Origin of the sequence: Listeria sp. LM90SB2, from assembly GCF_028867355.1 — a bacterium.
Classification (GTDB): Bacteria; Bacillota; Bacilli; order Lactobacillales; family Listeriaceae; genus Listeria; species Listeria monocytogenes_B.
In genome coordinates this window covers 841798-861395 of sequence record NZ_CP046449.1, presented here as the reverse complement: position 1 = coordinate 861395, position 19598 = coordinate 841798, and the positions used below count along the sequence as shown (strand labels likewise).

Sequence of the window (19598 nt, the reverse complement as noted above, 5' to 3'; positions counted from 1 at the left end):
TTTTGGTTTTTTAGAACAAGAAAATAACTATGGAGGCTATAAATATGCTGTGGGTCTTGATTACCTCTAAATATTGAGCACTCTCAGCTACTAAACTAAAATCTTATTAACGATATTGTATTCCTTACCTAATGTTTCTTTCAAATGCTTTTGAACTTCTATGAACTCATGAAAAAATTCTTCCTTTTCTTTCTCATCTTTAAAAGCTTCATATCGAAATTCAATTTCAGTATCTATGAACAATTTATCATATTCATCTTGTTTCAATTCATCCGGCAAATCATTTTCCTTTAAAATCCCCGCATCGTTATATACCCAAACAGGATAACATTTATAATCTAAAAACAGTCTTAATTCTTTCATTAAAATACGCTCCTTTATTTGATTGAAACAGGATTAGCACCAACAATGAAACCATTCTTGCCTACTGTAATCGCATTCTACATTTTCTTCATATAATCTTGATATGGATCATCTATATTATCTCCGACTTCTTCAATTGCATCTTGTATTTCCTCAAGTATTTCTGGTGATATTTCCGAAGTATCCTCAATAGATTTTTTCATTTTATTATAAGTATTTTTCAAGCCTAAATTAATTAACAATGATGTAATAATATCTACATCATCATAATTTTCTGTGTTCCATAAATTATATAACTCATTGTCGAGCTGTCCTCTCAAAGGTTCTTTTAAAATTTCATAGGTATCTACTTGCCTCATAGTCAATTCATCAAGAATATCAAAAAACTCTTTTTTACTTAATTTGCTTTGCTTAAAGTCCTTGAGTGCTTGTTCAAATAAAAGATATAAATCCTCCGCTGATACCCATGGCATTTTAGAATAATCATCTTTTTTCATAATTTTTTTCATATTATTACCTTCCTTTTATTGGAATATGCACTTCATTTGAGTTTTGCTTTTTTGTCCATCCTTTATTTATTGTTACTTGTTTACTTCCTATCTTAATTTGAGCAGTCCATCTTGAACCAGAAGCTGAACCAGGAAATTTAGCAGCTGCAATAGGGTCTGGTTCATGCCACCTAATTATCGCTTTTTGTCCATCAGCTAATTGAAATTCATACTTAGCACCATTCTTCAAGGTATCTGTAGTTTTAAAAGTGTTTGGTGTTCCTTTTGGTATTATATCACCCAAATCTTTTAAGCTTATTTCTCCTCTTTCTAAAAGATGTTCAACCACTAATCGTGCTTGATCTCTATTTAAGGTTGCTACAGAATATCTTCCAAGATCAACTTCTACTTTTTCTGATTTCTTAGCTATTATTTTTTTATTCCTCGCCGCCGCAATACCAAAGCCTAATCCTAATGCCATATCGGTTAGTCCAGCGTCATCCATCGCATCCTTCACGCTAGCTACGTAAGCAGAGGACCTCAGTGTCGCCTCGGAAAACCCGGTTACTTTTTGACCATTTAAGTAGTTGACGCCGTCTTTCCATGCATCATTTACTTTGCGCTCTAGTTCATCACCGGAAAGATTTGTGTACAGAATAGGGTCTAACTCGGCTCCGTTCTCCTCTAGAAAAGCTTGGAGTTCTTTATTACTGGCACGTTTGCCATTCCGTTCCAATAGCCACATCGTGACGGTTTCGCCTTTGTCATTCACATAAGTATAGGCGAATAACTGATAGTCTTCGAATGCTTCTGGGAAGGAATCTTTGGCGTTTTCTTTGCGTGCTTTATCCATCGCTTTTCTCATCAAACTAATCGATGCATGAACGCTTTTAGGTACAGCATAGGTGCCTGTTTTCTCATGGAAGGTCACATTTTGTTTCAACTCTTGCACCGCTCGTCCTGTGGAGTGAATGAGTTCGGTTAACGCACTAAAAAACTGGGCGTGACTTTGTTCAAAGGCGATGTACCTCTCTAGTATATCTTCTTTTTCGATAGCTTGCAGTAATTGCGTGTGCGCACTTCTTGCTTGGACTACGTAGACTTGTTGCATATCCGGTTTCGTATTCGGTGCAGTGAGTTGGCGATGTAAATCTTCTTCTTTTCGCTTCAAACTCGCCACTTTCGCCATCGCTTCTTGAAGGATTTCCGCATCAATTCGTGCGGAAGGCGAGCTGTCGACTTGGCTACCAAACTCGCGTATGTATTGTGCTAGACGTTCTTCACTTTCTTCTAGAGCTTCTAAAATACTTTGTGCAATAGAGGGATAACTGGAAGCAAAATAGCTTTGGGAAGCTGATACTGCTTGCCCTTTTAAACTTTTATCTTGCGCATACTTGCTTGCTGCTTGTTGAATTCCGCGTATCATCTTTTTAGCCTCAGCATTACTGCTTCGTAATCCTTGAAGAAAGCCATTGAGTTCTGCAATGTCGATTCGACTCATTGGTTCCACTCCTTTCGCAAGGAGGCTTGTTTGGTCTCTATATCGTGCATTTCTGCTCTAGTAGTCCGCGCTTCTTCTTCCAAATGAACACGTTTTTCCGACAAATCTTTTCGCCATGCCATCGCTTCTTCGTGTTGTTGTTCTTCTAGATAGCGGTGGAAACCATTCGCTTCCTCCCCTTGCCAACCGCCTCGCAAGAAGTCCAGCAATCCTTGTTTCTCCATTTCTAATTGGTGATTATCTTCTTCTAACCATTCTTGTTCCACTTGTTTGCGCTTAGTCTGCCCCAGATTATCTTGTAAAACATCCTGCGCTTTTTTCACTTGTTGTAGTTGCTGTTCTAACCGGCTGTGCGTGCTGTCCATCTATCGCACCTCCAGCTGATTTATTTTCTGTCCCATCGCTTGATCTTGTTTCGCATAGGCCATGCCCATTTTCTTTAATCTACCCGCATCTTGCTTTGTCACGGCTTGGAAATCTTCTACCACATCGACCAAATCAATTAATGCAGACCGTAACTGATTGATAGAATTCGCTCGTGAGTATGCCATATTTCCACCTTTTAACGGCAAATAGCTTCCCGCGCTTTTGCTGTCTAGCTTCGAGGCATGTTTTTGGAACGTTGCTTCGTTGACTTTTATCTCTCTCATCTTGGTGATTCCTCTCTATGTCTAGTTTTCCACCCTTCTATTATAGCATCGTAACTACTTTCCTTTTGTGAGCGTTTTGTGAACCTCTGTGTATAAATATAGCCAACTACAGAACAAATTAGTGCATTTTTTGACTTTACCTTTGTAAACAACATCGCAACTACAAAAAAACAGTTATTCTCTACTTTATTAAGCAGAAAATAACTGTTTTTATTTTATAACTCTAACCCTGCAATCACATTCTTAGCATCTGTCATCATCTCTTCAATAACATCTTTACAAGGTTTGATTTCTGTAATTAAGCCAGCGATTTGACCGGCCATGACGGAGCCGTTGTCTGTGTCGCCTTCTTGTACTGCTTTTCGTAAAGAACCTAAAGTTAGCTCTTCTAACGTGTCGCGATCGGCGTTTTCTTCTTCTAAACGGATGTATTCTTTAATCATTTTGTTTTTAATCGAGCGAACAGGGGCACCGGCTTTTCTTCCGGTAACCATTGTGTCGCGGTCGGAAGCTTTAATCACGGCTGCTTTGAAGTCTGGGTGTACTGGGCATTCGTCGGTTGCTAGGAAGCGTGTTCCGATTTGGACACCTTTTGCACCTAGAGCAAGCGCTGCGACGATTCCACGGCCATCTGCAATTCCACCTGCGCCAATGACTGGGATAGTAACGGCATCCACGATTTGAGGTAGAAGCGCCATTGTTGTTGTTTCGCCGACGTGTCCGCCTGCTTCTGTTCCTTCTGCGATAACTGCATCTGCGCCCATTTTTTCCATGCGTTTAGCAATCATCACGGATGGGACAACGGGAATCACGATAATTCCAGCTTCTTTCCAAATTGGCATGAACGTTTTTGGCGTTCCCGCTCCGGTTGTAACGATTCCCACTTTTTCTTCTATAATTACTTCGGTTAATTCAGCAATATTGGTCATCATTAGCATTAAATTGACGCCAAATGGTTTATCTGTCAGTGCTTTTGTTTTTTTGATTTCTTCGCGTAGCATGTCGGCAGTCATTCCGCCAGAAGCGATAATTCCTAAACCGCCTGCATTAGATACAGCGGCTACAAGTGGAGCTTTGGCAATTTGAGCCATCGCACCTTGGATAATTGGATATTTAATATTTAATAAGTTCGTAATGGACATCTTTTTCCTCCTGCGTTCTTGTTTGTTTTATCACAATTTAGTATATCAAAAAACAGCCCTATAAACTAGAGCTGTTTTTCGGCTTTAATTGGACTCTTCAGCATCCACTGCTAGTAAGACACAGCCAGTTATCCCAGCATCATCTTCTAGTTTTGGAGGAACGATATATTCTTCTAAATCCGGCAATTGCACGTAATTATTCACGAGTGCCTTCAATTTTTGACGAACAAGTGGGAAAAGTTGGCGTTGTTTCATGACGCCTCCACCTAACACGATTCTTTCTGGGGATAAGATAAGTGTATAATTCATTAAAGCTTGAGCGATATAATGCGCTTCTAAATTCCACACTTCTTCATTATCCGCAAGTTCTGCCGCTTTTTGACCCCAACGTTTTTCAATTGCTCCACCTGCTGCAAGCCCCTCTAAACAGTCGCTATGACTCGGGCAACTTCCTGTGAAACGATCGCGCTTATGTCGGCGCACCATAATATGTCCCATTTCTGGGTGGGAGAAGCCTTCAAGAATTTTGCCTGAAACAACTGCTCCACCACCGATTCCTGTTCCGATCGTTAAATAAATACAACTATCCAAACCTGCTGCCGCGCCTAAACTTACCTCTCCTAAAGCGGCTGCATTAACATCCGTCGTAAAACCAATAGGTACATTAAATTCTTTTTTCATTGCACCAACGATATCATAATTGCGCCATGCAAGTTTTGGTGTTTGCGTGATATAACCGTATGTAGCACTTGATTTCCGAATATCAATCGGTCCAAATGAGCCAATCCCAATTGCTTTTAATTCATCCTCATACTGTTTAAAAAATTGAATGACTGCTTTCATTGTTTCTGCTGGCTCCGTTGTCGGGTAGCTCTCGCGCTTAATAATTTTCCCTGACTTTTCTCCGATTGCTACAACAAACTTAGTTCCGCCTGCTTCAATTGCTCCATAAACCATTCAAAAAACTTCCCTTCTCGTAAGTTTTATAACGCTTTCATTTTACAATAGATTTCTGGAAAAAGAAACTTATTTTCTAAAAACTTATAATTTTAATTCTAAATACCTAATTTAACAGATATTTAAATACAAAATTTACTTCTTAAAAATCCACTTCACAAGTCGCGCATATTCACCAAAAAATGGAGGGATTTCAGATGGATTTAATCCGTATTCCATATTATTTTTAATCCCTTGGTTGTACCATTTTTGCAGATCATAGCCGCGTTTAAAATAGCTCCAGACAGACTTTCCTTCTGAGCTTAAGGCATATTTGACGGATGTTAAATTGTCTAGCTTATCCGCCACGATTAACGCTTTTTCTTCTAAATTTCCGGTGCGCACTTGTTCGATTGTGTGTGCTTTTCGCTCTTCCCAAGATAAGGTTTTATTTTCTGTATGAGACGCTACTAAATCGGCTACTTCAGCGCCAAAAGCCGCGCGAATATCGGCATCGGTCATTTCCGTATCCTCAACGGCATCGTGCAGTAATCCCGCGACAACAACTTCTTCGCGAAAACCAGCGCGGCGCAAAATTCTCGCTACGTTCAACGGGTGCGAAAAGTAAGGCTCGCCAGTAATTTTGCGAACTTGTCCACTATGCGCTTTGATCATCATCTGTCTCGCTTTTTCATACATAAAAAGAAGCCTCCACTCAGAATCTATGTCTATACTATACAAGATTCGAGCGAGGCTTTCTAGTTTTTTAATTGTAAAAAGTAATTTCACGACCATTTAAATCTTGCACTGGTCGACTTGTATTACCAATTGCTTTTTCAAATTCAGTGAAATCTTCTTGGCCAAGTGTCTTCGCATTTTTTAACACGATCCAAGTTACGCCTTCCACGGTTGGTGGTGTCGTCCGTGAACCTTGGTACGTATAGAAAACACGTTCTTCTGGCATAAATTCATTCACGTCTAAAGTAATTTCCCGTTCTGTTTCAAAATCAGCGAACACTTCTGGGAAATAGGTTGGTAAATCTTTGAATTCGACATTATTTGTATTATCAATTTCCATCCAAGCACTCATTACAAGCGTTGTGCCGTCTGGTTTTTCATGAACAAAATGCCATTCAATCGGATATACATAACCGTCAAGCAAATGCTCCGCCGGAATATGTGCATGGAACGATACAAGCGGATAATACTCGCCGTTAAAGCGTAACCCTTGTTCTTTGTCATGCGGAAAAACATGCACCGATTGTTCAATTCTTCTAATCGTATAGTCTGTTTCTTTATAGTAAAATTTCATTGTTGATGGTTTTAATTTCACAACGTCAGCTTGTTCAATATCTACCGGCGATTGTGCCTTTCCAGTATGTGCGATTTCAAAGTCAGAGCAGATATGCCCCCACATTTCTGGCCCAGTCTTTTCATCGTAACCCCATAACACTTTCTCCTTAGTCATAACCATTTCTCCTTTTCGAAAAAAATTGCGTAACATTATTTTAGCGGATAGCTGATCTATTCCACAAGTTATATGCTTAATGTTCGTGTTTTGACTTTGGTGTGAACTCACGTGAAGATACTGGTGGCTTTATTTCCGGTACATCTTAAATTCCAAAAATAATTCATTATAATACGACAGCATTCGTTTACCGAGGTTATCATATACTTCTAAATTATTCAGTTCATCCATATCCGGATAAAAACGTTCATCACTCGAAATTTCTTTTGGTAACAATTCGACAGCTTTTGCATTTGGTGTTGCATAGCCAACATATTCAGCGTTAATTGCGGCATTTTCTGGTTTTAGCATGAAGTTAATAAATTTATGCGCGCCATCGACATTTTTCGCCGTTTTTGGAATGACCATGTTGTCGAACCATAAATTCGAGCCGTCTTTTGGAATTACGTATTCTAAATCTTCATTTTCACTTAACATTTCCGCCGCTTCTCCGGAGAAAGTAACCGCGACACCCGCCTCATTGTCCGCCATGAGAAGTTTAATCTCATCGCCAACAATTGCTTTTACATTCGGTGTCATCGTTTCTAGCTTGTCTCTGGCAGCTTGTAGGTGAGCTTTATTCGTATCGTTCAGTGAGTAACCGAGACTATTCAGCCCAAGCCCCATCACTTCACGCGCCCCATCAATCAGCAAAATTTGGTTTTTCAATTCGGGATCAAATAGCGCATTCCACGTATCGAAATTTTTATCCGGGAACATTTCTTTATTATAAATAATGCCAAGCGTTCCCCAGAAATAAGGCATCGAATATTTATTATCATCATCAAACGATAAATCCATAAAACGCGGATCAAGGTATTTTTCATTTGGTAATTTGGAATGATCAAGTGGGATCAACAAATTTTCTTCTTTCATTTTGCTAATCGCGTAATCACTTGGCACCGCAATATCAAAGGTCGTTCCACCTTGCTCAATTTTCGTCATCATCGCTTCATTAGAATCAAATGTTTGGTAAATGACCTTGATGCCTGTTTCTTTTTCAAATTTAGTAATGAGCGATGGATCAATGTAATCGCCCCAGTTATAAATAGTCAGCGTATTGCTCCCAGCATAGCCCTCAGAGCGGTTCATCGTTGTTGCAAGTAGCATCATTAGGAGTGCGACAACAATGACTGGCACAAAAATTTTCAGCAGTTGCTTCATTCTTTCGTCGCCCCCGTCCGAATATTTTTACTTGTATTACGTTGGTTGATAAAGTAATAACCAATCACGAGAATAATCGTGAATAAGAAAATCAGTGTCGACAAAGCATTGATAGAAAGCGAAATCCCTTGTCTAGCTCGGGAATAAATTTCCACTGCCAATGTCGAGAAGCCATTTCCAGTTACAAAGAACGTCACCGCAAAATCATCTAGCGAGTACGTTAATGCCATGAAAAATCCAGCTAAAACGCCTGGCATAATATACGGCAAAATAACCTTAGAAAGAACTTGCCACTGGCTTGCACCTAAGTCGCGCGCCGCATCCATTAACGTCGGGCTCATTTCTTGCAATTTCGGCAAAATCATCAATACGACAATCGGAATACTAAAGGCAATATGCGACACTAGGACGGAAATAAACCCTAATTTTACGCCTAAAATCGTGAAGAAAATCAAGAAACTAGCACCGATAATAACGTCCGGGCTAACAATCAACACATTATTCAAACTTAAAAGCGAGTTTTTCGCGAATGGTTTTGGCATAAATTTAATCGCTAGCGCCCCGCAAACGCCGATAATAGTTGCAATCACCGAAGAAAGCAGCGCAATTACAAATGTATTTAAAACAATAATTAGTAGGCGCGTATCTTGGAAAACTTCTTTATAATAGCCAAGCGTAAAGCCACTAAAATTATGCATTGTGCCGCCTTTATTAAACGAATAAAAAATCAAATAGAAAATCGGCGCATATAAAATCACAAAAACAAGCACTAAATAAATCGTACCCCATTTACTTTTCTTCATTTACGCGCACCTCTTTTCTTTTTCGAGCCTGTTAGGAACATAATTAAAATCATCGCAATAATTAAAAATACGCCAATTGTCGAACCCATTCCCCAGTCTTGCGTTACTAGGAAATGCTCTTCAATCGCTGTTCCGAGCGTAATGACGCGGTTTCCTGCAATTAATCGTGTAATCATAAAGAGTGATAGTGCTGGAATAAAAACAGCCTGACACCCTGATTTCACGCCATCAGCAGTGAGCGGGAAAATCACCCGTCTAAATGTTGTCAAACTAGATGCGCCTAAATCGCGCGACGCTTGAATCAACGTCGGATTAATTTCCTCAATTGCATTAAAAATCGGTAATATCATAAACGGAATAAAAATATAGGTCGATACAAATAAGAAACTAAAATCCGTAAATAAAATCTGTTTCGAGCCAATTCCAATTATTTCCAAAAATTGATTCGCCGCCCCGTATGTCCCAAAAATCCCAATAAAGGCATACGCTTTAAGCAGCAAATTAATCCAAGTTGGTAAAATAATAAGTAGCAACCACAATTGTTTATGTTTTAGTTTCGTTAATAAGTAAGCCGTTGGATACGAAATCAACAACGTAAAAACAGTAATTAAAAATGCGTACCAGAACGAACTAGCCGTCATTTTTAAATATACAGGCGTAAAAAAGTGAATATAATTATCTACCGTAAAATTGCCATCTACATCAAAAAAAGAATAATAAACAATTAATAAAATCGGCGCGACTACAAAAAGTAAAATCCAAAGTACATAAGGAACAAGGTAAACTGTACGGGTGCGTCTATTCATCACTGCACCTCATCGTAGCTATCAAGCCGCTTATCGAATTCTTCCTCCGTTTCCCCGAGACGCATAACATGAATTGCCTCTGGTTCAAACGCTAAGCCAATCTTATCACCCACACGAACTTTTCTCGTTGTGTGAACAAGCCATTCATTTCCATCAGTGTCGATACAACCTACTTCATAATGCACACCACGGAAAAGCATCCAGTCTACGGTTACTTGCAGTTGACCTTTTTCAGCCGAAGTAATCTCTAAATCTTCCGGACGGATAACTACTTCCACGACTTCATTTGGGCGGAAACCTTGGTCGACACATTCAAAACGTCTTTCCACAAATTCCACTTCGAAATCTTGTATCATTTTGCCATTAACAATGTTCGATTCGCCGATAAAATCTGCGACAAATTTATTAATTGGCTCGTCGTAAATATCAATTGGCGTACCACTTTGTTGAATTTCGCCTTTATTTAACACAAAAATTTCATCACTCATCGCAAGTGCTTCTTCTTGATCATGTGTCACAAAAATAAACGTAATTCCAAGACGCTTTTGCAAATCGCGCAATTCATATTGCATTTCCGTACGTAGTTTTAAATCAAGCGCTGACAGTGGTTCATCAAGCAGAATAACTTCTGGTTCATTGACGATTGCCCGAGCAATCGCGACACGTTGTCTTTGTCCACCAGACATTTCGCTAATTTCTCTTTTTTCGTAGCCTTTTAAGTTAACAAAGCGCAGTGCTTCTTTTACTTTTTCGTCGATTGCATCTTTTTTTAGCTTTTTAATACGCAGACCAAAAGCCACATTTTCATACACATTTAAATGTGGAAATAACGCATAATCTTGGAAAACGGTATTTACAGGACGTTTATTGGCAGGAATTTGGTTAATTACTTTATCCCCTAGATAAATTTGTCCCTCTGAAGCTTCTAAAAATCCAGCTATTAAGCGCAAAATGGTCGTTTTCCCGCAACCAGATGGGCCAAGTAAAGTATAAAACTTCCCTTTTTCTATTTCAAAGCTGACATTGTCAAGCACTGGTGGATCATTATCAAATTGTTTTGTTACGTTTTCAAAACGAATAATTGTTTCTGTCACAATCATTTACCTCCCTTATAAATATGACTCTGTCGCTACTAAGATGAGTGTCGCTTGTTCATTCGATCGATTAATTATTTGATGTTCATCTGCGGCGTGGAAATAAATTGCTTCCCCTTTTTTGGCTACATACTCATTTCGACCAAGCAGCACGGTCACTTCCCCTTTTAGCACGTAGGCAAAAGTTTCTGAAAGTGATGGTTCGAAGCTTTTAAAACAGCTATTTGCCTCTATTTCAAGTAGCACTGGTTCCATTTCTTTTTCATTCGATTCTGGAACAAGCCACTTAATTCTGTAACCTTTTTCTTCATCTTCAAAGAAAGTATGCTCTAGTTCTCCGTAAATTACTTTTTGATTGTGTTCTTCTTCATCAAAGAAATCTTTCGGAGTAGAACCTAACACTTCCAAAATAGCAAATAACGTTTCGATAGAAGGAGAACTCAAATCTCGTTCTAGCTGAGAAATATATCCCTTCGTCAAATCCGTTCGTTCGCCTAATTCTTCTTGTGTCAAATTCTTACTGAGCCTAAGATTTTTTATGCGTTTGCCAATTTCCATGTCAATGTCCTTTCTTTCAAGTTTAGTGATAGTAAACCTCAAGTCACAGAAGTTTACTAATATTAAACACGAAGTTTACTTACAGCAAGCTACATTATACAACAAAGCTTCCACATGAACAATAGTTTTTTTGAATTTCCCTAAGATAGACAACGTTTATTTTTAGTGCTAAAATTTCTTTAATAAAACAGCTTAGGTGGCAGATATTCATGAAAAAATATCGCTTTTCAGAACTCAATATCAATATAGGTACCGTGCTTCTTATAATTATGATTAGCTTTACCTTTATTACTTTTATAATAATTGGAATGACACTTCCGGTACCATGGGAATATTTTGTTATTCTTTTTGTCATAGCCCTCATGTTCTCAGTATTTTTCAAGAGGCTTTTTCCAAGTAACTTTTCTGTTAGTGAAGAAGCTTTTTACTATAAAGAAAAAGCATATCCTTATAGCGAATATCTTATCGAATGCGATGCTAAATTAATTCGCTTTAATGGAGGCTCCAGAGGGATGCCTTACTATCGAATTGTTATCATAAATAAAGATACACGCGCAGAAAAACTAATTCGAGTATACAATGCAGAGCGTAGATACAAGAACGCAAATAAGCATATGCAAGAACTAATGGAAGAACTGCGTAATGAAATCAATCAATATCAAGCTTAACTAAAACATCTTAGGTGGTGCACAAAAATGAAAAGCTACCCTTTCTTTAAATATAATATGAATATCAAAACATTTTTTATGTTTATTGTTTGTTTTGCAATACTTAGCCTTGGACTGTATTTTTTTATTACCTTTGAGTCACTCCGTATTTGGCAATTTTTTGGTATATATACCTTTTTTAGCGCGTATACTATTTACGTACTGACTACTTATGTTAATGGTACTGTTTCCGTTAATAGTCATGCGCTCTTTTATAAAAAAGGGTTTTCGGATAAAAAGTATCTTTTCAATCAATATATGCTGGAGTGTGACACCAGATTGCACGGGCGGACCACTTCTTTTCTTCCCTTTTACACAATCAATATTCTTGATTTAGAGACAGGTAAAGAAACAAAAATTAAGATTCGTAATGCAGCTATCGTTCACAGAAATGGCAGAAAGAACTTCCATTTAGAAATAGTAAATCTCGCCGAACAATTAAAAAAAATACAAGCTAAATAGAAAGCCCTAAGAACAAGACACTGTTCTTAGGGCTTTTTGTCATTCTAAAAAATCATCATATAAATATGTTTCAATCATATTTAAATTTTGGCGTAAGTCTCGGGCTAAGTCTCTCGAGATCCCGCCTTTTTCAAACATATTCTGAATAATATCACGTTCTAATTGGAAAGCCAGCACTTGGACTTCGCGTTTTTTCTGTTCGAATTTTGCTCGCTTACCTCTTGGACTGTGCTCTTTTCTTACGCGTTCTAGGAAAATAGTATGTTCGGTAATTAATGGGCCAATGATATCAACATTCTCTTTCGTTAGTTGTTCTTTGAGTTTAGAAATAATGAGTACTTCATTTTCTTCGCGTAATTGGCGAATTGCTTGGAATCGTTCGCTGTCTTTAGAAATACCTTTTTTCACTTTATGCGTGATTCTACCCCATTTTTTCGGGTGAATGACAAGCATTATTAGACGATAAAGGAACATCCAGGCTGTTTTTATTTTTGTCCGGAAGCGCTGTTTGATCGCTTGTTCCATCATATTAAGATAGTGTTGATAACGATAGCTATCTGTAGCAACAATGCGTCCTTCATCGGTCATTTTTTGGGTGTTTTCACGTTCCCACTGGATGATCTCTAATCGTTTGGCACGTTCTCTTTCATCCATGCCTCGATTCGAACTATTATTTTGCTGTAAATCGTAAATTCGTCTGCGATAATCTTCAATTACTTCATCCGTTGCCGCTTTCGTTTCAGGTAGCGTCTGTTCTTTTAATTCCCTGATTACGTTTCTCAGGATTCGAATCCGGGTTGCAGTTTCAGCTCGTTCATCTTCCGTTGTCACTTCTTCACTTTTGGCAAGTAACGGTAAAATAAATGTCGCAATCACTAATGTACAAAGAATAACACCTGATGCGATAAAAATAATTAGCGAGCGCTGCGGAAATAGTGATCCGTCATCTAAGAAAAACGGGATTGCGAGCGCACTGGCAAGTGTAACTGCCCCGCGAACACCAGAAAGCGATGTAAGTACAACGGGTCTAAACTTAGGTAGCTGTGTTTTTTTATTTTGTTTCTGTCTTTGTTTTGCGCCGATGCTCCACGATATGTATACCCATAAAAAGCGCAGTAAAATTAAGGCAGCTGTGATAGACAAAATGTAAGCCATCACTTGTAAATTACTACTTCCTGAATCATTCCAAACTACTTCTGTAATCGCAGGAAGTTGTGTGCCTAAAAGTAAAAATACTAAACCATTTAAAACAAAAATGATCACCGACCAAGTACTTTGCGAAACGACATTTAATTTCACCGACTGAGGATCCATTTTCTTTTGTTCCATCGAGTGCATAATTCCGGCTGCAACAACTGCCAAAATCCCAGAAACATGGATTTCTTCTGCCGCTAAGTAAATAATAAATGGTGTTAAAATTTGGATAAGCATATGAAACGTAACATCTTCCATGCCAAGGCCGCGAACCCATTTTAACAATCGGAATTTTAACCAACTCAAAATGAGCCCAACTAAAATACCACCAATCGCAATGACAAAAAAGCTAATACTTGCATCCATAAAACTGAAAACGCCGGTCACCATCGCTGCAATCGCGAACTGGAATGCCACGAGTCCTGACGCGTCGTTGATTAATGCCTCACCTTCGAGCAAATTCATAATTCGTTTCGGTAAATTAATCCGCCCAGAAAGAGAACTAACTGCTACAGCATCCGTTGGCGCAAGAGCCGCTGCTAAGGCAAAAGCTGCTGCTAGTGGAATCGTCGGAATCATCCAGTGGACAAAATATCCAATCACGACAACCGTTGCAAATACAAGTCCGAGCGCTAATACTAAAATCGGCATTCGCATACCCCAAAGAGCTGCTTTGTCCGTCTGTCTTCCGTCATTAAATAGCAATGGCGCAATAAACATCACTAGAAAAAGTTCTGGATTTAATTGCAAATCAAACGTAATCGGCATAATGGCAATTAATACACCAAGGCCAATTTGGATTAGTGGTACCGAAACAAAGGGAACAAACCGGTTGAGTAAATTAGAAATAAAGATGGCCACAAGTAATGCTAAAACATATAAAAATATCTCCAATATGTATCGTCCCCTTTCGTTTTTTCTCCTATATTATTATGAAGCAAAATAACCTAACTCGCAAATATAAAACAGCTTTATTTCTATGCATCCATCCCGCTTGCAAAGAAATAAAGCTCCCTATTAGATTATTTTTCTTTTTCTTTTTTATATTGATCAATTTGATCGTTTAAGTTTTTCATTTTTTCATCTAAATGGGTGATAATTCGTGCGGCGTCTTTTAATTCTTTTACTAACTCAATTGGTGCTTCTTGTTGATATTTATAATAAATTTTATGCTCCAAACTCGCCCAAAAATCCATGGCAACTGTCCGAATTTGGATTTCCACGGTCATTTTCTCGGAACGATTTGTCAGGAATACAGGTACTTCGCAAAGTAAATGTAAACTCCGATAGCCATTAGGTTTTGGATTCGTTACATAGTCCTTTACTCGTTTGATAGTGATATCACTTTGCCCTGCAAGCATTTCGTGAATTCTAAAAATATCTGAAACAAAAGAACAAGTAATCCGAATGCCCGCAATATCGTGTACATATTTTAGTGCATTTTCTGGCGTGATATCCACCTTTTTCTTTTCTAATTTTGCTCCGATACTTTCTAGTGACTTCACACGTGACTTCAAATGTTCCATTGGATTATAATCATGAATAAATTGAAATTCTTCATTCAATATCTTAAGTTTCGTGTTGACTTCTTCTAACGCAAAACGGTGAAGAAGCATAACATTTCGCCAATTTTTTAGCTCATCTACTGATGGTTGTTCCATGAGGACACTCCTTCCATATGTATAAACTTCCTATTCCATGTTACTACAAAACCGAGGTCAGTGTAACTATATGTCTAAAGTTTCACCACTTTCTCATGAAATTTTCATAAAAAAGCCTAGAATAAAAAATTTATTCTAGGCTTTTCTTCTATTATTATGAAGTTACCGGGCAACTAATTACTTCGTCTGTATTTGTGACAAGCAGTAGATTACGATTATAATACTGACCATCGCTTTTTAGAATCATGGTTTTTTCTGTGTCGTTGTAATCGATAGTTAGCGCTTCTTCTAAAAACATTTCTGTCCATCGTTTAATTAGCACTGGACCAATGTTTGATTCAATTTCGTCATCTTCCGCTGTTTTCTCTTCTACTAATCGCAATGTGAAAATACCGCTATTTTCGCAAGAACAGCCTTCTGTATCATAATACAAATGTAGCCGCCCTTCTAAATTCGACCGTAGTGCAGCAAGCCGATTTTTAGCGCTATCTGTAAATGTTATATACATAACTTATCACCTCTAGCTCTATTATACACCCACATTTCCAACTTTACCTCCGCACTGCTCACATACGATTAATTTCACAAATTATACATTGGGTTTTCATTCATTTGCGTGGTATGATAGAAATGTATTTACAAAGGGGGAGAAACACGCAGATGACCGCTTATCCACAATTCGATGTTATTTTAAAAGCATTAAATTTGTCTAGCGTAGGAGTAATTATTACAGATCCTGAGCAAAAAGATAATCCAATTATTTTTGTTAACACTGGTTTTGAAAATATTACCGGCTATGCTAAAGAAGAAGCACTTGGCTCCAATTGTCACTTTTTACAAGGAGATGATACTGACAAAAAAGAAGTTGCAAAAATCCGTCATGCCATTAACGAAAAATCAACTGCGAATGTTTTACTAAAAAATTACCGAAAAGATGGTACTTCTTTTATGAATGAACTTACGATTGAACCGATTTACGATGATCATAATCATCTCTATTTTGTTGGCATTCAAAAAGATGTGACGACAGAGCACGACTATCAGCTGGAACTCGAGAAATCATTAACAGAAATCGAGAAACTTTCCACGCCAATTGTTCCGATTAAAGAAAACATTTGTGTGTTACCACTGATAGGCTCGCTAACACATGACCGTTTTCAGCATATGTCTGAATATGTGAGTGAATACATGGACCATGGCAAGGAAGATTATTTGATTATGGATCTTTCTGGTTTAGCTGAATTTAATGAAGATGCGGTAATGAATCTTGTGAAGTTCCACGGATTTATGAAATTAACTGGTGTAGAGCTCATCATCACCGGAATATCGCCAAAATTCGCCATGACATTAATTCGCTACGAAGAAAACCTAGCCAGCTTAACTACATACAGCACAATCAAAGAAGCATTACAATTTTACTAAAAGATATTGCAAAATAGCCCGTTTTCCGTTATTATGGGTAAATAATCAAATATAAACCCTCATCCAAATGGTGAGGTAGAGGTTGCGAGATGCACTAGTAATTTTTTCGAGGCGAAACAAAGACGCCGACGACAAAGAATGAACAGGTTGATCGCCGAAGTGACTATTTTCTCTTTGTTTAGAAATAGTTGTTGGGACAGTTTCCTAAAGGGGCTGGACTGCTATAAGAATTTGTCGAAATTTCTTATAGGTGTGCTATCTGACAAAATGATGTTGGTAAAATACGTAACAGCCAATTTCTTGCAGATTGGCTGTTTTTGCGCACTTCCTCTGATAATAGAAAGGGAGATTAATAGTGAAGAAAGAAACACATGGCGAGATTCGTCGTGACTTAAAAACAAGGCATTTGTCCATGATTGCCATTGGTGGTTCAATCGGGACGGGATTATTTTTAGCAAGTGGTAATGCGATTCATACAGCAGGACCTGGTGGCGCTTTAGTTGCTTATATAGCAATCGGGATTATGGTGTACTTTTTAATGACAAGTTTAGGCGAAATGGCTACTTACATGCCTGTATCTGGTTCATTTAGTACCTATGCTAGTCGATTTGTTGACCCAGCTTTCGGTTTTGCGCTTGGTTGGAATTATTGGTTTAACTGGGCCATTACACTTGCAGTTGATATTTCCACTGCTGCAATTATCGTTCAATTTTGGCTACCGAACACCCCCGCTTGGCTATGGAGCGCGATTTTCTTAATTTTGATTTTCGGCTTAAACGCGCTTTCGGTAAAAGCATACGGAGAATCAGAGTATTGGTTTTCAATTATTAAAGTGGCCACGGTTATTATTTTCCTTATCGTCGGCGTGCTTACTATTGTCGGAATTCTTGGCGGCGAAGTTATTGGCTTTTCTAACTTTACTGCTGGCGATGCTCCGTTTAAAGGTGGATTTTTTGCCATCTTAGGTACCTTCTTAATTGCTGGATTTTCTTTCCAAGGGACTGAAATGGTTGGTATTGCAGCTGGTGAAAGTGCTACTCCAGAAACCAGCGTGCCAAAAGCGATTAAACAAGTATTCTGGCGGATTTTGCTATTTTATATTTTTGCGATTTTCATTATTGGGATGATTATTCCTTATACTAACCCGAATTTACTTAGTGCCGAGGCAACAGATGTGGCAATTAGCCCATTTACACTCGTATTTGAAAAAGCTGGTCTTGCATTTGCGGCTTCCGTGATGAATGCGGTTATCCTGACTTCTGTTTTATCTGCTGGTAATTCAGGTCTTTATGCTTCCACAAGAATGCTTTGGGCAATGGCTCGTGATAAAAAAGCACCTAAATTCTTGGGTAAAGTAAACCGTCGTGGTATTCCGATGGCAGCTTTAATTGTTACGACGATTGTTGGTGCAATGACATTCATTACAACGCTAACAGAAAACGGCACAGTGATTTATACGTGGTTACTTTCCGCCTCTGGTTTAACCGGATTTATTGCTTGGGTCGGCATCGCTATCAGTCATTACCGTTTCCGAAAAGCATTTATCAAACAAGGACATGACTTAAGTGAACTAAAATATAAAGCAAAATTTTTCCCATTCGGACCTATTTTAGCACTAATTTTATGTATTTTAGTTATTGTCGGTCAAGATTACGCGGCATTTTTGAAACCAGAATTTACGAATCCTGCTTGGTGGCAAAAAATCGGTATTTCTTATATCGGCCTCCCTATTTTCCTTGTTTTCTGGCTATCTTTTAAATTTACAAATAAAACAAAAGTTATTCCACTGGAAGACTGCAAATTTGATCAAAAATAAAAAAACATCTCTTGTTCATTCATTTTTACTTGAATGATACAGGAGATGTTTTTATTTACTCTTTTTCAGTAAGGTTTCGACTTTTTTATTTAGGCGAATTAATTCTTCTATTTCGTTTTCGGTCAGGTTTTCGAATACTTTCATCATGGCTTTATACATAAAAGCGTTTGCAGTGGAGCGTTTCGATAAGTCTTCTCCTTTTTTCGAAAGCTTGAGTGTTAAATCCATGCTGTCATTTGGAATTGTTTTGTTTAATTTCACTACTAAGCCAAGGCTGATTAACCCGTCAACATTAGCTGCAGCCGAACTTCCAGTAATAATTAATCGTTTCGTTAAATCCGCCACTGAAATACCAGGTGTGCTGTAAATCACATTAATCATGGCAAGTTGCTGAATCGTTAATCCTAAACTCGCCGCATTTTGATCGGCATATCCCGCTGAAATTCGCTGGATTGACCAATAAGTTTTTAATAGTTCACTAATATTTTCTGTATCTGTATTAATTCCTACCATCATCCAACCTCCTCTTGTAACCTATTCTACGCACTTTAACCGAAAAACTCAATCATATTTACGAAAAAAATATATTTATAATACGTTTTTATAGTTGCTTATTAAAAGTAAGTATGATATAGTTTACTTATAAACAGTTAAGCAATTGCTTTTCTAAGGCGTAAAAGTATTTTTTCTCAGGTTTAATTTCTTAGGATTTAGGCTAGATTAAAAGAGAATGCTTTTATAAAAAAACATATTTGGAGGAATGAAACAATGACAGTAGAAAAATGGAACGTAGACCCAGCGCATAGTTCAATCGAATTTCAAGTAAAACACATGATGGTATCAAAAGTAAAAGGTGCATTTAGCGATTTCACAGCGGATATCGAAATGGATCCAGAAGATTTAACTTCTGCAAAATTAAACTTCTACGTTGCAGCCGCTTCTGTTGACACTCGTCAAGCGCAACGTGATGGACATTTGAAAAGCGAAGACTTCTTTAATGTAGAAAAATATCCAAACGTGACTTTTTCGGCAACAAAAATTACAGCTGACGGCGATGATGAATACGAAGTGACTGGTGACTTAACTATTCGCGACGTAACCAAACCTCTTACACTAGAAGTAAGCTACGAAGGAACAGGAAAAGATCCAAATACTGGCAACATGGTAGCTGGCTTTGAAGCAAAAGGTAAATTCAACCGCAAAGACTTTGGCCTTAATTACAATGCTGCGTTAGAAACTGGTGGCGTACTTATTGGCGACGAAGTGAAATTAAACATCCAAATCGAAGCAAGCAAATAATTGTAGAAACTACGAATAGCTAGCC

General features: G+C 38.0%; 23 protein-coding genes and 1 riboswitch. Of the genes, 5 read left to right on the top strand and 18 right to left on the bottom strand.

The window, feature by feature from the left end:
* Positions 1 to 90 precede the first annotated feature (90 nt).
* The 14 genes from GL301_RS04215 to GL301_RS04150 form a co-directional block, all read right to left on the bottom strand.
* On the bottom strand, positions 91 to 363 hold the full coding sequence (locus GL301_RS04215; protein ID WP_003727142.1) for a hypothetical protein: 273 nt from the start codon (positions 361 to 363) through the stop codon (positions 91 to 93).
* A 77-nt stretch (positions 364 to 440) separates the two neighbouring features.
* Positions 441 to 872, bottom strand: coding sequence for a hypothetical protein (locus GL301_RS04210; RefSeq protein ID WP_003727143.1), 432 nt, complete (start codon positions 870 to 872; stop codon positions 441 to 443).
* Between the two features lie 4 nt (positions 873 to 876).
* The gene (locus GL301_RS04205) at positions 877 to 2352 is read right to left on the bottom strand and encodes a T7SS effector LXG polymorphic toxin (protein WP_010958808.1); all 1476 of its coding nucleotides are present in this window, start codon (positions 2350 to 2352) and stop codon (positions 877 to 879) included.
* Positions 2349 to 2717, bottom strand: coding sequence for a hypothetical protein (locus GL301_RS04200; protein WP_010958807.1), 369 nt, complete (start codon positions 2715 to 2717; stop codon positions 2349 to 2351). Before GL301_RS04200 ends, GL301_RS04205 begins: the two co-directional genes overlap by 4 nt.
* Positions 2718 to 3002: a DUF3130 domain-containing protein gene (locus GL301_RS04195; protein WP_003721379.1), complete on the bottom strand. Its 285-nt coding sequence runs from the start codon at positions 3000 to 3002 to the stop codon at positions 2718 to 2720.
* 215 nt (positions 3003 to 3217) lie between these two features.
* Complete coding sequence (locus tag GL301_RS04190) at positions 3218 to 4144, bottom strand: nitronate monooxygenase (RefSeq protein WP_003727146.1); 927 nt, start codon at positions 4142 to 4144, stop codon at positions 3218 to 3220.
* A gap of 84 nt (positions 4145 to 4228) precedes the next feature.
* Positions 4229 to 5101 carry an ROK family protein gene (locus tag GL301_RS04185; RefSeq protein ID WP_009928943.1) on the bottom strand — a complete coding sequence of 291 codons (873 nt, stop codon included), beginning with the start codon at positions 5099 to 5101 and terminating at the stop codon, positions 4229 to 4231.
* Between the two features lie 135 nt (positions 5102 to 5236).
* Entirely contained in the window at positions 5237 to 5779 is a 543-nt protein-coding gene (locus tag GL301_RS04180) for an HD domain-containing protein (protein ID WP_009928942.1), read from the bottom strand.
* 67 nt (positions 5780 to 5846) lie between these two features.
* Positions 5847 to 6548, bottom strand: a complete 702-nt coding sequence (locus GL301_RS04175) for a carbonic anhydrase (RefSeq protein WP_003727149.1) — start codon at positions 6546 to 6548, stop codon at positions 5847 to 5849.
* A 129-nt stretch (positions 6549 to 6677) separates the two neighbouring features.
* Positions 6678 to 7751, bottom strand: coding sequence for an ABC transporter substrate-binding protein (locus tag GL301_RS04170; RefSeq protein ID WP_003721374.1), 1074 nt, complete (start codon positions 7749 to 7751; stop codon positions 6678 to 6680).
* On the bottom strand, positions 7748 to 8554 hold the full coding sequence (locus GL301_RS04165; protein WP_003721373.1) for an ABC transporter permease: 807 nt from the start codon (positions 8552 to 8554) through the stop codon (positions 7748 to 7750). The genes GL301_RS04170 and GL301_RS04165 overlap by 4 nt, the downstream gene beginning before the upstream one ends.
* Positions 8551 to 9360 (bottom strand): ABC transporter permease, encoded by an 810-nt coding sequence (locus tag GL301_RS04160; protein ID WP_003726404.1) that lies wholly within the window; start codon positions 9358 to 9360, stop codon positions 8551 to 8553. Before GL301_RS04160 ends, GL301_RS04165 begins: the two co-directional genes overlap by 4 nt.
* Positions 9360 to 10454, bottom strand: a complete 1095-nt coding sequence (locus GL301_RS04155) for an ABC transporter ATP-binding protein (protein ID WP_003741802.1) — start codon at positions 10452 to 10454, stop codon at positions 9360 to 9362. The genes GL301_RS04160 and GL301_RS04155 overlap by 1 nt, the downstream gene beginning before the upstream one ends.
* A 15-nt stretch (positions 10455 to 10469) precedes the next feature.
* Positions 10470 to 11012, bottom strand: coding sequence for a helix-turn-helix domain-containing protein (locus GL301_RS04150; protein ID WP_003727150.1), 543 nt, complete (start codon positions 11010 to 11012; stop codon positions 10470 to 10472).
* Between the two features lie 209 nt (positions 11013 to 11221).
* Here GL301_RS04150 and GL301_RS04145 point away from each other — a divergent pair, with 209 nt between their 5' ends.
* Both GL301_RS04145 and GL301_RS04140 read left to right on the top strand, forming a co-directional pair.
* On the top strand, positions 11222 to 11680 hold the full coding sequence (locus GL301_RS04145) for a hypothetical protein (protein ID WP_003727151.1): 459 nt from the start codon (positions 11222 to 11224) through the stop codon (positions 11678 to 11680).
* A gap of 27 nt (positions 11681 to 11707) precedes the next feature.
* A complete protein-coding gene (locus GL301_RS04140; RefSeq protein ID WP_003726666.1) occupies positions 11708 to 12181 on the top strand; it encodes a hypothetical protein in 474 nt (157 codons plus the stop codon).
* Between the two features lie 39 nt (positions 12182 to 12220).
* On the opposite strand, the gene GL301_RS04135 is transcribed toward GL301_RS04140, so the two are convergent.
* The 3 genes from GL301_RS04135 to GL301_RS04125 all read right to left on the bottom strand — a co-directional run bounded on the left by GL301_RS04135 (position 12221) and on the right by GL301_RS04125 (position 15544).
* The gene (locus tag GL301_RS04135) at positions 12221 to 14269 is read right to left on the bottom strand and encodes a Na+/H+ antiporter (protein ID WP_003731242.1); all 2049 of its coding nucleotides are present in this window, start codon (positions 14267 to 14269) and stop codon (positions 12221 to 12223) included.
* Between the two features lie 128 nt (positions 14270 to 14397).
* Positions 14398 to 15036, bottom strand: coding sequence for a GTP pyrophosphokinase (locus tag GL301_RS04130; protein WP_021496209.1), 639 nt, complete (start codon positions 15034 to 15036; stop codon positions 14398 to 14400).
* A 154-nt stretch (positions 15037 to 15190) separates the two neighbouring features.
* Positions 15191 to 15544 carry an iron-sulfur cluster biosynthesis family protein gene (locus GL301_RS04125; protein WP_003726663.1) on the bottom strand — a complete coding sequence of 118 codons (354 nt, stop codon included), beginning with the start codon at positions 15542 to 15544 and terminating at the stop codon, positions 15191 to 15193.
* A gap of 152 nt (positions 15545 to 15696) precedes the next feature.
* Here GL301_RS04125 and GL301_RS04120 point away from each other — a divergent pair, with 152 nt between their 5' ends.
* On the top strand, positions 15697 to 16458 hold the full coding sequence (locus tag GL301_RS04120) for a YtvA family blue-light photoreceptor (RefSeq protein WP_003726662.1): 762 nt from the start codon (positions 15697 to 15699) through the stop codon (positions 16456 to 16458).
* 68 nt (positions 16459 to 16526) lie between these two features.
* A riboswitch (Lysine riboswitch) is annotated at positions 16527 to 16724 on the top strand.
* Between the two features lie 89 nt (positions 16725 to 16813).
* A complete protein-coding gene (locus GL301_RS04115) occupies positions 16814 to 18274 on the top strand; it encodes an amino acid permease (RefSeq protein WP_003727153.1) in 1461 nt (486 codons plus the stop codon).
* Positions 18275 to 18325: 51 nt separating this feature from the next.
* Here GL301_RS04115 and GL301_RS04110 read toward each other — a convergent pair whose 3' ends face one another.
* Positions 18326 to 18787: a MarR family winged helix-turn-helix transcriptional regulator gene (locus GL301_RS04110; protein ID WP_003724157.1), complete on the bottom strand. Its 462-nt coding sequence runs from the start codon at positions 18785 to 18787 to the stop codon at positions 18326 to 18328.
* 255 nt (positions 18788 to 19042) lie between these two features.
* On the opposite strand from GL301_RS04110, the gene GL301_RS04105 reads away from it, so the two are divergent.
* The gene (locus GL301_RS04105; RefSeq protein WP_003740496.1) at positions 19043 to 19573 is read left to right on the top strand and encodes a YceI family protein; all 531 of its coding nucleotides are present in this window, start codon (positions 19043 to 19045) and stop codon (positions 19571 to 19573) included.
* Positions 19574 to 19598: the final 25 nt, after the last annotated feature.